Genomic DNA, 12,024 nt, shown 5'->3' with positions numbered 1-12,024 from the left:
CCAATTTGTTGATCATCAGGTCGACGCAGGCCGTAAGTTCACTGGTCATAACAGATTCCGCGTGTCACCGGACGGTGAACTTCGCGCGGGGCGAACGTCGTTCACCGAATTCGTCGAACCAGAGGAATGCCTTTCCATGCGCCGCACCACTGTCCGCCGTACCGCCGTCGCCGCCTCCGCGCTCTCGCTGGCCCTGCTCGTCAGCGCCTGCGGAGCCGACAAGTCCGCCGATGCCGGCTCCGAGGCGAAGGGCAAGGACAGCGCGGCCGCCGAGCCCGCCGCGAAGGCCCTGTCGCAGGCTGAGCTGGACAAGCTCATCCTGGCGGACGGTGACGCGAAGAACCACAAGGTCATCAAGCCGTTGAAGGCGGACCTCGCCGCGTCGAAAATCGCCACCACCGACAAGGCCGACTGCAAGCCGCTCCTCGACGCCACATGGATGCGGCCCCTGGGCTCGCCCGCCGCGACCTCCGTACGCAGGGTCTCCACCATGCCCGAGAAGCCGGGCAAGGACGCTTCGCCCGAGGACAAGCTGAAGGCCGGCCTGGAAGCCCTCGGCGGCGCGGTGATCATGACGGACACCCTCGGCTCGTACGACGGCAAGAGCGCCCAGGAGGCCCTCGCCGGGCTGCGCGCCGCCGGCAAGGCATGCGCCGACGGCTTCACCACGACCGCCGGCCCGGACAAGATGAAGTACACGAAGGTCACCCCGGCCTCCTACACCGGCGGTGACGAGGCGGTCGCCTTCACCCTGACGACCGACCTGGAGGGCGAGACCGGCTCGGCCCAGCTGGTGACCGTGCGCAAGGGCAACACGGTCGTCTCCTTCTTCGCGCAGAGCTTCGCGGGCAAGTCGGAGCAGCCGAAGGACGCCATCGAGGCGCAGCTGGCCAAGCTCGGCTGAGCCATCGCTCCACAGCCGAACCCGCGCGACCCCGTCCCCCTCGCCGAGGGGCGGGGTCGCGCCTTTCCGCTCCCCTCCCGTCCCCGTTCCCGTCCCGTGCCGGATTCCGGCAGCCACGCCGGACGCTCCCCGCTTTGCCCCTCGACGGGTGACGGCGTTGGCCCAACCCGCCCAGTCACCCGCTCACCGTCCCGACGCCGCCGCACATCATCACCTATGGGGGCCGGACCGCCCGGCCGCGAACCGGAGGTGATGACGTGTCAGGCAGGCTCGCCAAGTCCGTCTGTACGGTGGCGCTGGCCGCCGCCACTGTGCTCACGGCACTGCCGGCCCCAGCCACCGCGGCGGTACCGGGCGCACCCACCCCTCTTCCTCCCTCCCCACCGTCCCCCGCTCCCGCGCCACCCGTGGCGCTTCGCGCGCCCGGGAAGGCGACCGTCGCTGAGCTGCTGACGGAGCTCCAGAGGCTGTATCAGCGGGCCGAAGAGGCCAGTGAGACGTACAAGGCGACGGAGGAGTCCGTCAAGAAGCAGCTGGGCGAGGTGAAGAAGGTGACCGCGGGCCTGTCCAGGGCGAGGATCGCGCTCGCCGACAGCCGGGCCGCGGCGGGCAGGCTGGCGCGCGAGCAGTACCAGGGGCTGAGCGGCCTCTCCCCGTACCTGCGGCTCCTGCTGGCGAGGGACCCGCAGCACGCGCTGACGCAGGGCCACGTACTCCAACGGGCGGCGGACGTCCGGGCGGCGACGATCGCGCGGCTGGAGGGCGGCGAGCGGCGGGCGGACGAGCTGGCGACCAGGGAACGGTCCGCGCTCGACAAACGGCAGACGCTCGCCAGGAAGCAGAAGAGGCAGCGCGACGCGGTGCGGGCGCGGCTGGGGGAGGTCCAGACGTTGCTGGCGTCGCTGACCGAGGAACAGCTGACCGATCTGGCGCGGCTCGAGGAACGCAGGACCGGCGCGGCCCAGCGCGACCTGCTCACCTCCGGCGCGCTCGGCAACCCCGGCTCGGCCGCTGTGCGGGCGCCGTCGCGGCTGGGGGGCCGGGCGCTGGAGTACGCCGTACGGCAGATCGGGAAACCGTACGTGTGGGGTGCGGAGGGGCCGGGCTCCTTCGACTGCTCGGGGCTCACCTCGCAGGCGTGGGCGCACGCGGGGCGGGAGATTCCGCGGACGAGTCAGGAGCAGTGGCGGCAGCTGCCGAAGGTGGCGTTGCCGGATCTGCGTCCGGGTGACCTGGTGATCTACTTCCCCAAGGCGACGCATGTGGCGATCTACCTCGGCAAGGGCCTGGTCGTCCAGGCCCCGCGTCCCGGCGCCCGCGTAAAGGTCTCCCCGATCGCGGCGAACCCTCTGCTGGGCGCGGTCCGCCCGGACCCGCAACTGAAGCCACTCCCGTCCTACACCCCGCCGAAGCTCCCACGCGACGCGTCGACAGGCTCGGACTCGGGGTACGAGTCGGAGTCCGCACCGGGGGTATAGCCCTGCGGGGCTTCTCCCCGCGCCGCCCCGCCCCTCCCCAGCCGTGACATGTGCGTCTGCGCCGCGTGGGGCGCTGCCCCAGCCCGTCCGGCGCTTGAGGACACGCCCGCAGGGCGTCCGGGGGTCTGGGGGCCGGCCCCCAGTTTCGGGAAGGGGGCGGGTAGGGGAAAAGCGCCGCAGGCAACCGCACCCGCACCCGTCCGAAAGCTACGCCCCCGCCGACGCCCCGACCTCCGCCAGGTACGCCGCCGTCTTCTCCGGGTCGTAGAAGAAGTTCTCGAAGTCCGACGGGTCGTTGAAGCCGTTCGCGAACCGGTCGGCCACCGGCTGGAGGCCGCCCGCCGCACCGATCAGGTTCAGCACGTGCTCCGGCGGAACGCCCAGCATCGCGTTCGTCCACTTGGTGACGTGCTGCGCGGTGTCCCAGTACCGGTCGAACGTGGACTGCATCCACGCCTCGTCGAACGGCTGGTCACCGTGCGACGTGATCGACGCGAGGTACGACGCCGCGCACTTGGAGGCGGAGTTGGAGCCCTGGCCCGTGACCGGGTCGTTCGCGACCACCACGTCCGCGACGCCCAGCACCAGCCCACCGCCCGGCAGCCGCCCGATGGGGTTGCGCACGGTCGGGGCGTACCGCCCCGCCAGCGTCCCGTTCGCGTCGGTCAGTTCGACCTTCGTCGCGCGGGCGTACTCCCACGGCAGGAACTTCTCCATCAGTTCCAGGGTGAGGGACAGGTGCTCGGCCGGGTCCTTGACGCCCTTGAACGCGTCCACAGGGCCGCCCGGGATGCCTTCCCAGAAGAGGATGTCCGCGCGGCCGGACGTGGTGAGCGTCGGCATGACGAACAGCTCGCCGACGCCCGGCACCAGGTTGCAGCGGACCGCGTCGAACTCCGGGTGCTCGGGGCGCGGGCCGAGCCCGTGGACGTACGCCACGGCGAGTGCGCGCTGCGGGGCGTCGTACGGCGAACGCGACGCGTCGCGGCCGAACATCGAGACCAGCTCGCCCTTGCCCGCCGACACCATGACCAGGTCGTACGTACGCGAGAAGTAGTCGAGGTCGGAGACGGCCGCACCGTGAATGACGAGCTGCCCGCCGCGCTGCGCGAACGTCTCCATCCAGCCGGCCATCTTCACGCGCTGGTCGACGGACTGGGCGTAACCGTCGAGCTTTCCGACCCAGTCGATGGCGCGGGAAGAGTCGGGGGCGGCGACGGAGACGCCGAGGCCCTCGATCTTCGGGGCCTGCGACTCCCAGAAGTTGATCTGGAGGTCGCGCTCGTGCTGGAGGGCGGTGTGGAACATGCACTGCGTCGACATGACCCGGCCCGACCGGATCTCGTCCGCCGTGCGGTTGGACATCAGGGTGACCTCGTACCCGCGGGTCTGGAGTCCGAGGGCGAGCTGGAGACCGGACTGTCCGGCTCCGACTATGAGTATCTTCCGCATGACGGGATTCTCCGTTGAGTAGCTGTTCGGGGGTACGCGCTATTCGGGCGTGGTGGTGAGCGCGTGGGCGACGAGGGCGAGCAGCGACTCGACCACCGTGATCCGCTTGCGCGCGTCCATGATCACAACCGGTACGTGCGGCGGCACTGTCAGGGCTTCCCTGACGTCCTCGGCCTCATACGCCGCCGTTCCCTCGAAGTGGTTGACGGCGACGATGTACGGCAGCCCGCAGCTCTCGAAGTAGTCGAGCGCGGGGAAGCAGTCCGACAGACGGCGGGTGTCAGCCATGACGACCGCACCGATCGCGCCGCGCACCAGGTCGTCCCACATGAACCAGAACCGCTGCTGGCCGGGCGTTCCGAAGACGTACAGCACGAGGTCGTCGTCGAGGGTGACGCGCCCGAAGTCCATCGCGACGGTCGTGGTGGTCTTGTCCGGCGTGGCGGTGAGATCGTCGGTCCCCTCGCTCGCGGTGGTCATCACCGCCTCGGTCTTGAGCGGGGTGATCTCGGAGACCGAGCCGACGAACGTGGTCTTGCCGACGCCGAAGCCGCCCGCCACCACGATCTTGGTGGCTATCGGGGCCCGCGTGCGGTCGGTCTGCCAGTCACGGGCGCCTTCGTCCGCCTCGGGCGGGAGGGCCGACAGGGGTACCTGCGGCTGGGCGGGGACCGGCGGTGTGTGCCCGGTGGCGCGGGCATCGACGGTCCGGGTCCCGGTACCGGTCTCAGAGACGACGGAGTCCACTCAGCACCCTTTCGAGCAGCGCGCGGTTCGGCTGGCCGGGGGCGTGCCCGGTCCCGTACACACGGATCTTTCCCTGGTCGGCCAAGTCGCTGAGCAGCACGCGGACCACGCCCAGTGGCATCTTCAGCAGTGCGGAGATCTCCGCGACCGTACGCATACGGCGGCACAGCTCGACGATGGCCCGCAGCTCCGGCATGACGCGCGTCTGGAGGCCGCCGTTGGTCAGCTCGCGCCGCTCCTCGGGCGCCTCGATCGCCGCCACGAACGTCTCGACGAGCAGGACGTGCGTGAAGCGGGTGCGGCCGCCGGTGAGCGAGTACGGGCGTACGCGGGCGGGCCTGCGGCCGTCGCCCCGTACCGGCAGTTTGGAGGGGGTGGGGGGCGGCGTCACAGGGCGCTCTCCAGCGATTTGCGCAGCTCACTGCGGAGTTCGGGGGTGAGGACGTGGCCGGCGCGGCCGACGAAGAGCGCCATGTGGTACGCCACGACGCTCATGTCGCAGTCCGCCGATCCGTGCACGCCGAGCAGCGAGCCGTCGCTGATCGACATGACGAAGAGACTGCCCGACTCCATCGCGATCATCGTCTGCTTGACGCCGCCGCCGTCCATCAGCTTCGCCGCGCCCTCGGTGAGGCTGGCGAGTCCCGAGACGATGGTCGCCAGGTCGGCGCTCGAACCCTTCGGGCCGTCCTGGCGGACGGAAGGGGCGGCCGGTCCGACGTTCTGCCCAGGGTCTGAGGACAGGAGGAGCAGCCCGTCGGAGGACACGACGGCGACCGAGAGGAGACCCGGCACTTCGTCGACGAGATTGCTCAACAGCCATTGGAGATTACGGGCTTCGCTACTCAGCCCGAACGTGCTGGACGCAGTCAACTGCGTGCCTCCTCAACTGTGTCCCCCTCGGTAGTGGTCTCGGTCTCGTTGTCTGTCGCGCTCTCTGTCGCGGTCTCTGTACGGTCCCCGTCGGATGAAATCTCTGCCTCGACGTCGCGGCGGCCCTTGACCGCGCCCTGGTGGAAGCCGCCGAGCCGGCGCCGCAGGTCGTCCGCGTCGACGGCGGCGGAGCGCTCCTCGGGCTCCGCGGGGCCCGACTTGACGACCTTGGGGGTGCGCTTGGGCAGCCCCTTGTCGGTGACCGGCTCCACCCTTGTCCTGGTGGGGGCGGGCGGCTCGGAGGTGTCGTCGGTGTCGGTGTCGGTGTCCGCCTCCGGGCCCGCGTCCATCTCGCCTTCGGGTGCGGCGGACTGCTTGGGCAGCCGCATGGCCCAGGTCGATGCGTCGACCGGCGCCTCGGTGTCCGCGTTCCCGTCGGCGGCGCGTTCATGTGCGTCGGGACCGATGGCGTACGGGCCGGGGGGCGGCGTCGGCGTCGGCGTCGCAGCGGACTCGATGCGCGCGAGGGGCGCTGCGGCCTCGGCCGGCTCAGTCGGCTCGGCGGGCTCCGTCGGCTCGGCGGGCTCCGTCGGCTCGGCGGGCTCCGCCGGCTCGGCGTCGTCCGCCGGCTGGGTCGACTCGTCGGCCTCGGCCACCGCCGGCTCGGGGTCCTGCTGCGACTGCTCCGTGTCCTCACGGATCGTCCGCTCGGCCGCCTCCACCAGCGGGTCCTTCAGACCCTCCCGCCGCATCCGGTCGTTGAGCACCGCGTCCGAACGCCCCGGCAGCGCGTTGGAGTTCGCCTCCGCGACCGAGCCGGGCAGGTTCAGCGTGGGCGCGTCCCCCGCCACCGGCACCGCGGGCGGCGCGGCCGCCGGCGGCGCGGAAGGCAGCAGCGCGTCGGGCAGTACGACGACCGCGGCGATGCCGCCCTGCTTCTGCTCACGCAGCGTCACCCGTACGCCGTGCCGTGCCGCCAGGAGCGCGGCCACGTGCAGGCCGATGCCACCGTCGGTGCCGTCGCCCGGCTCGTACGAACCCGGTGCGGCCAGTCGCGCGTTCAGCTCCGTGAGCCGGTCCGGCGGTACGCCGATGCCCTCGTCCTGTACGGAGAGCATGACCTCGCCGCTCTCCAGGAGCCAGCCCGAGAGCTCGACCTTGGCGTCCGGCGGGGAGAACGCGGTGGCGTTCTCCAGGAGTTCCGCGAGGAGGTGGCTGAGGTCGTTGGCGGCGAAGCCCGCGACCTGGGCGTGCGGCGGGATCGACTGGATGGCCACCCGCTCGTACCGCTCGATCTCACTGACGGCCGCGCGCAGTACGTCGACGAGCGGCACCGGGGCCTGCTGCCCCTGCCCGTGCTCCGTACCGGCCAGGACCAGCAGGTTCTCGCCGTGGCGGCGCATGACGGTGGCCATGTGGTCGAGCTTGAAGAGGGTCGCGAGGCGCTCCGGGTCCTGCTCGCGCTCCTCCAGGCTCTCGATGACTCCGAGCTGGCGCTCGACGACGCCCAGCGTGCGCAGCGAGAGGTTGACGAAGGTGGAGTTGACGGTGTGGCGCATCCGCTCCAGCTGCGTGGCGGCCTCGGCGAGCTGCTCCTGGAGCTCGGCGCGCTGGGTGGCGAGGGTCTCGCGCTGGCCGATCAGGTGCGTACGGTCGCCGGAGAGCTTCTCCGCGCGGGCGCCGATCTCGGCGAGCCTGCCGTGGAGCGTGTTGAGGGAGCGTACGACCTGGGCGAACTCGTCGTTGCGTCCGTTGTAGCGGACCGGCTCGACGGTCTCGCCCGCGGCCTGCGGTTCGGCGGCCAGCCGCGCGGCGCCGAGGCGCAGCACTGCCAGCGGCTGGGTGAGCGTACGGGCGACGGCTGTGCTGACGCCGACGGCGATCAGCAGGCAGGCGCCGGCCAGGGCGATCCGGATCTCCAGCGCGGTGACGTCGTCGTCGCGGAGCTGGGAGAGCCGGTTCACCTGCGCCGAGCCGAGGGAGGACTCGACGCCGCGCATCAGGTCGATACGGGCCGACAGGGCGGCCTCGGCCTTCGTACGGTCGGTGGCCAGCTCGTCGTCGGAAAGCTGGGGCTGGTCGGTGAGGCGCGCGAGGAACTGGTCGGCGGTCTTGACCTCGGGCCCCGTGACGGTGGTCTTGAGGGACTCGCGGGCGGCGTGCCCGGCGGCCTGGTCGAAGTCGGCGAGCGCGGCGAGTTCGCGTACGCGCGACTGCTGGGCCGCGGCGCTGAGCGCGTTGCGGGTGCGGACGCTCTCGGAGTCCGGGTCCTCCTCGGCCGGGACGAGGAGTCCGGTGATGGGGTCGATGCGGTTGCCGGTGTTCTCACGCGGAACGGACAGCGCGGCGAGCAGCAGCCCGCGGGTGGCGGCGGCCTGCTCGACGGCCTGACCGAGCGCGGCGGGCGCGCGGGTGGCCTCGGCGGCGCGCGGGGGTGTCTTGTCGGCGAGCTCGTCGGCGATGTCCTGGAGCTTCTCGATCGCCTCGGTGTACGCCTTGTGGGCCTCCAGCGCCGTGCCCTTGCCGGTCAGGGCGGACCGGCGGATGCCGGGGATCCTGGCCAGGTCGCGGCGCAGGCCGGCAGGGGCCACGAGCTCGATCTCGTCCATCTGCCGGTCGACGCGGGCGCTGCGGCTCTCGGAGAGGCCCTTGTTCTTGGCGCCGCCCCGGGTGCCGGTGCCTTCGCCTTCGCCGCGTCCGGCCGCGATGTACGCGGTGACGTCGTCGCGTTCGTCGGCGAGGGAGTGGGCGAGGGTGACTGCCTGCCGGTTCAGTTCGGCGAGGGTGACCAGACGCTGGGATTCGGAGAGTTCCGAGGAGGCGCTGAGGATGGCGGGCGTACCGGCGGCGAGAACAGTGACGCCGACGACGGCCACGCCGGCGACCAGCCGACTGCGTACCCGTACGGTGCGTTCGGTCCGCTCGCCATTACCGCTATCGCCCCGAGGCCGCTTTTTCTGCACCGGTGCTCGCATTCTTGCTTGGCTCGTCTGCTCACGTGGCCGAGGTGACGACTGGTCACACAAGGGTGTGCCCCCACCCCAGGAATGGCTTCAGACCATTCCAGTGCTTTTGGGAAGAAGCCGCGCATCACGCGCTCCGCCACCTGAACGAGTGAACATCAATCAGGAGTTGGCGAACAACTCCCGTTCCGAATCGTCTCGCGGGCGCGCGGAGCGCCGGTTGGAAGTTCCGTCCAGCCTTTGGCAAGATGCGCCCCCGCAGCTTCGCGGAGTGCCCCATTCCGCCCATAAACCCGTGCTCACCTGCTGGCACGGGCCAACTGGGCATCGCAGGAGAGCCGTCGGGCGGCGCGCCGCCGCCTCAGGCAGACTTGGCCCCATGCGCTTCGAACTGGCCACGGCCCCCGGCGACCCCGAACGCCCCAACGAGGACTGGGCGTCTGTCGCCCTGCCTGCCGCCGGCCAGGGTGGAGCGCTCGTACTGCTGGACGGCGTGACGCCTCCGGCGGGCGATTACGGGTGCGTCCATCCGGTCCCGTGGTTCGCCGCCCGGCTCGGTGGCGCGCTACTCGAATTGTCCGCTTCGCGGCGGGATTTGCGCCTTGCCGAGGTCCTGGCGGAGGCCATTCGCCGCACCGCCGAAGCCCACCGCGACACCTGTGACCTTTCTCACGTGCGCACGCCCCAGGCGACGGTGGTCCTGGCGCGCTGGGACGCGGACGAGATCGAACACCTGGTGCTGTCGGACTCGGTACTGCTGCTGGAGTCCCCGGACGGCGGGGTGCGCGCGGTACTCGACGACCGCCTCGACCGCGTCCCCCCTGAGGTACTCGCCTCCCTCGCCGCGACCGACGCCCTGCGCAACGCCGAGGGCGGGTTCTTCACGGCGGCAGCGGATCCGGCGGTGGCCGGGCTGGCGGTGACGGGGGTGACTGCACGGTCGGACGTACGGGCGCTGGCGGCGCTCAGCGACGGGGCGTCGCGGTGGGTGGACATGTTCGGGGAGGGGGACTGGGGGGACTGTGTGGGCGTACTGCGCAAGGAGGGCGCGCAGGGCCTGATCGACCGCGTGCGGGCGCTGGAGCGGGCGGAGGCGGCCACCCCGCTGGTACGCCGCTGGAAGCGGCACGACGACGCGGCGGTGGTTTACGCGGAGCTGTGAGGGGCGCGGGCGCGGGCGCCGGTTGCCTGCGGCGCTGTTCCCCTACCCGCCCCTCCCCTTCCCGACACTGGGGGCAAGTCCCCAGGCCCCCCGGACGCCCTACGGGCGAAGCGGGGTCTCTCAGCCCTCCGCCCTCGCATTCAACTGGTGCAGCAGCCGCGCCAGTTCCGCCACCTCTGCCCGGTCCCAGCCCGCCAGCTTGCGCACGTACCGGGCACGCCGCGCATCGCGCACCCGCCGGAAGCGAGCCCGCCCCTCCTCGGTGAGCGCGACCAGCGACGCCCGCCCGTCGGCCGGGTCGGGCTCGCGCGTGACCAGGCCGAGGTCCTCCAGGGCCCGTAGCTGGCGGCTCATCGTCGCCTTGCCCACGCCGAACCACGCGGCCAGTTCCGTGGCCCGCTGCCGGTCCGCCTCGTCGAGCCGTACGAGCAGCCCGTACGCCGCCGGCTCCAGCTCGGGGTGGACCTCGCGGGCCATGTCGCCGGAAGACGCCCGGGCCCGGCGCAGAAACACAGCCAATTCACGTTCCAGCGCGAGGAATTCGCGGTCCACACCACTCCCCTCCGCCACGCGCCCGTCATCCGCTCTTCCGTTTCCGTGCACGTCAGAACTCATTGCGCGCTTTCCTCACCCTGAAGATTTCTTTCACCAGCGTCCATTGCCGCAGCTCGGCCAGTATTTCGCAGGAGTAGACCAACGGCGGCATCCGGACCCCCTTCCGCCCCCCTGTCTACGTGCGTAGCTTCATGCATGACATGTCCACACCAGTGGCTTTGTCGACAGGTCTCCCAAGCCTGTTTCTGCATCCCCCACCGAGCCTTTCGGAGGCACGCAATGCCCGTGCACAGATCCGGAACGGCCCGCCGCCCGCGCACCGCGGCGGCCGGGATTCTCTTCTCCGTCCTCTCCGCTCTCGCTCTCCTCCTCACCCTCCCCGGCGCGGCCACCGCCACCGACGCCGGCACCGACGCCACCGCAGCCAAGAAGCCCGAACGCGGCTCCGCCCACATGGGCATGGGCGTCATCCAGCACGACGGCCAGGGCGGTCTGCCGCGCGACACCGGCGCCACCCAGACCGAGGGCGTGGACGTCAGCAGCCACCAGGGCAACGTCAACTGGTCCTCCCTGTGGACCAGCGGCGTCAAATGGGCCTACGTGAAGGCCACCGAGGGGAATTACTACAAGAACCCGTACTTCGGCCAGCAGTACAACGGTTCGTACAACGTCGGCATGATCCGCGGCGCGTACCACTTCGCGACACCCAACGACTCCAGCGGCGCCAACCAGGCCAACTACTTCGTCGACAACGGCGGCGGCTGGTCCCGCGACGGCAAGACGCTGCCGGGTGCGCTCGACATCGAGTGGAACCCGTACGGCGCGCAGTGCTACGGCAAGACGCAGAGCGGGATGGTCGCCTGGATCCGCGACTTCCTGAACACCTACAAGGCCCGCACCGGCCGCGACGCCGTCATCTACACGGCGACCAGCTGGTGGAAGACCTGCACCGGCAACTACGGCGGCTTCGGCTCCGTCAACCCCCTGTGGATCGCCCGCTACGACACGACCGTGGGCGAACTCCCGGCCGGCTGGGGCGTACAGACCATGTGGCAGTACACCTCCACCGGCCCCATAGTCGGCGACCACAACAAGTTCAACGGCGCCCTCGACCGCGTCCAGGCCCTCGCCTACGGCTGACCGGCCACAGCCGAAGCCAGAACCCGGTCCCGCGGGCCGCCGCGGGGCCGGTGCGAGACCATGCGCGCGCCGTCAGTCCGCCGACAGCCGCGCGGCTGTCGCGACCACGGCCAGCAGGGACGAGTCACCGGCGAGCGGATGCGTCGTCGCGGTGGCGATGAAACCGGCGTCGCTCAGGTGCGTGAGCAGCAGCCCCTTCACCTTTGTGACCTGCGCGCGGTCCGGTGGTGCGTAACAGAGCACCAGGCTGCCCGACGGACGGAGCAGACGGGTGACGGCCTCCAGCTCGCGGGTGGCCGGTCCGGTCCAGAAGACGTTGACGTCAACGGCGAGGATCTTGTCGAAGCGGCCGAGCGAGTGGGGGTCGGCGTCGGCGAGGGCGGTGTGGCGGAACGCGGCCCTGCCCGCCGACACGGCATCGGCGTTGCGCTCACTCGCCGCCGCGACAGCCACCTCGGAGCGGTCCAGCCCCACGAGCTCGCCGCGCGGCAGGCGCTGGAGGATCAGCTCGGCGGCGACACCGCGCCCGGAGCCGATCTCCAGTACGCGATCGTCGGGACGTACGTCGAGCAGGTCGACAGCCACCGTGAGCCGCTCCGGAACGCCCATGCCGCCACCTCGCCCTCACCGTCGCCCCTCCACCACCGTTCGCGTCCTATCTCCGTTGTATCCGATTACCTGCCTTTCTGCGCGGAAGGCACAGCCACTCGCCACCCACTCCCCAGCCCCTCCCCCAGCGTCTCCCCAGCT

At 71.2% G+C, this 12,024-nt stretch carries 11 protein-coding genes; 4 read left to right on the top strand and 7 right to left on the bottom strand.

The window, feature by feature from the left end; all coding sequences use genetic code 11:
• Positions 1-136: 136 nt before the first annotated feature.
• Together J7E91_RS04345 and J7E91_RS04340 are read left to right on the top strand one after the other, a co-directional pair.
• Positions 137-904 (top strand): hypothetical protein, encoded by a 768-nt coding sequence (locus tag J7E91_RS04345; RefSeq protein ID WP_214899251.1) that lies wholly within the window; start codon positions 137-139, stop codon positions 902-904.
• 257 nt (positions 905-1,161) lie between these two features.
• Complete coding sequence (locus tag J7E91_RS04340) at positions 1,162-2,382, top strand: C40 family peptidase (RefSeq protein WP_214899250.1); 1,221 nt, start codon at positions 1,162-1,164, stop codon at positions 2,380-2,382.
• A gap of 207 nt (positions 2,383-2,589) precedes the next feature.
• On the opposite strand, the gene J7E91_RS04335 is transcribed toward J7E91_RS04340, so the two are convergent.
• Genes J7E91_RS04335 through J7E91_RS04315 form a run of 5 tightly spaced genes read right to left on the bottom strand, consistent with a single transcriptional unit; the run spans position 2,590 to position 8,417 of the window.
• Entirely contained in the window at positions 2,590-3,834 is a 1,245-nt protein-coding gene (locus J7E91_RS04335) for a styrene monooxygenase/indole monooxygenase family protein (RefSeq protein WP_214899249.1), read from the bottom strand.
• A 39-nt stretch (positions 3,835-3,873) separates the two neighbouring features.
• The gene (locus J7E91_RS04330) at positions 3,874-4,581 is read right to left on the bottom strand and encodes an ATP/GTP-binding protein (RefSeq protein ID WP_374224619.1); all 708 of its coding nucleotides are present in this window, start codon (positions 4,579-4,581) and stop codon (positions 3,874-3,876) included.
• A complete protein-coding gene (locus J7E91_RS04325) occupies positions 4,562-4,972 on the bottom strand; it encodes a DUF742 domain-containing protein (RefSeq protein ID WP_028813251.1) in 411 nt (136 codons plus the stop codon). Before J7E91_RS04325 ends, J7E91_RS04330 begins: the two co-directional genes overlap by 20 nt.
• Entirely contained in the window at positions 4,969-5,454 is a 486-nt protein-coding gene (locus J7E91_RS04320; protein ID WP_214899248.1) for a roadblock/LC7 domain-containing protein, read from the bottom strand. The genes J7E91_RS04325 and J7E91_RS04320 overlap by 4 nt, the downstream gene beginning before the upstream one ends.
• Positions 5,451-8,417, bottom strand: coding sequence for a nitrate- and nitrite sensing domain-containing protein (locus J7E91_RS04315; RefSeq protein ID WP_374224618.1), 2,967 nt, complete (start codon positions 8,415-8,417; stop codon positions 5,451-5,453). The genes J7E91_RS04320 and J7E91_RS04315 overlap by 4 nt, the downstream gene beginning before the upstream one ends.
• Before the next feature lie 379 nt (positions 8,418-8,796).
• On the opposite strand from J7E91_RS04315, the gene J7E91_RS04310 reads away from it, so the two are divergent.
• Positions 8,797-9,579: a protein phosphatase 2C domain-containing protein gene (locus J7E91_RS04310; protein ID WP_214899244.1), complete on the top strand. Its 783-nt coding sequence runs from the start codon at positions 8,797-8,799 to the stop codon at positions 9,577-9,579.
• A gap of 120 nt (positions 9,580-9,699) precedes the next feature.
• On the opposite strand, the gene J7E91_RS04305 is transcribed toward J7E91_RS04310, so the two are convergent.
• Positions 9,700-10,194, bottom strand: a complete 495-nt coding sequence (locus J7E91_RS04305) for a MarR family winged helix-turn-helix transcriptional regulator (protein WP_051338425.1) — start codon at positions 10,192-10,194, stop codon at positions 9,700-9,702.
• Between the two features lie 219 nt (positions 10,195-10,413).
• Here J7E91_RS04305 and J7E91_RS04300 point away from each other — a divergent pair, with 219 nt between their 5' ends.
• Positions 10,414-11,274, top strand: coding sequence for a lysozyme (locus J7E91_RS04300; RefSeq protein WP_214899242.1), 861 nt, complete (start codon positions 10,414-10,416; stop codon positions 11,272-11,274).
• A gap of 72 nt (positions 11,275-11,346) precedes the next feature.
• Here J7E91_RS04300 and J7E91_RS04295 read toward each other — a convergent pair whose 3' ends face one another.
• Positions 11,347-11,883 carry a cyclopropane-fatty-acyl-phospholipid synthase family protein gene (locus J7E91_RS04295; RefSeq protein ID WP_214899241.1) on the bottom strand — a complete coding sequence of 179 codons (537 nt, stop codon included), beginning with the start codon at positions 11,881-11,883 and terminating at the stop codon, positions 11,347-11,349.
• Positions 11,884-12,024: the final 141 nt, after the last annotated feature.

This window comes from Streptomyces sp. ISL-99 (assembly GCF_018614005.1).
Lineage (GTDB): Bacteria > Actinomycetota > Actinomycetes > Streptomycetales > Streptomycetaceae > Streptomyces > Streptomyces flavidovirens.
The sequence above is the reverse complement of the archived record's forward strand: the minus strand, read 5'-3'. Positions and strand labels throughout refer to the sequence as shown.

Excerpts from the sequence above, each read along its gene's own strand:
- J7E91_RS04345 (WP_214899251.1), top strand. The coding sequence starts at position 137 with ATGCGCCGCACCACTGTCCGCCGTACCGCCGTCGCCGCCTCCGCGCTC.
- J7E91_RS04305 (WP_051338425.1), bottom strand. The coding sequence starts at position 10,194 with ATGAGTTCTGACGTGCACGGAAACGGAAGAGCGGATGACGGGCGCGTG.
- J7E91_RS04335 (WP_214899249.1), bottom strand. The coding sequence starts at position 3,834 with ATGCGGAAGATACTCATAGTCGGAGCCGGACAGTCCGGTCTCCAGCTC.
- J7E91_RS04295 (WP_214899241.1), bottom strand. The coding sequence starts at position 11,883 with ATGGGCGTTCCGGAGCGGCTCACGGTGGCTGTCGACCTGCTCGACGTA.
- J7E91_RS04300 (WP_214899242.1), top strand. The coding sequence starts at position 10,414 with ATGCCCGTGCACAGATCCGGAACGGCCCGCCGCCCGCGCACCGCGGCG.
- J7E91_RS04310 (WP_214899244.1), top strand. The coding sequence starts at position 8,797 with ATGCGCTTCGAACTGGCCACGGCCCCCGGCGACCCCGAACGCCCCAAC.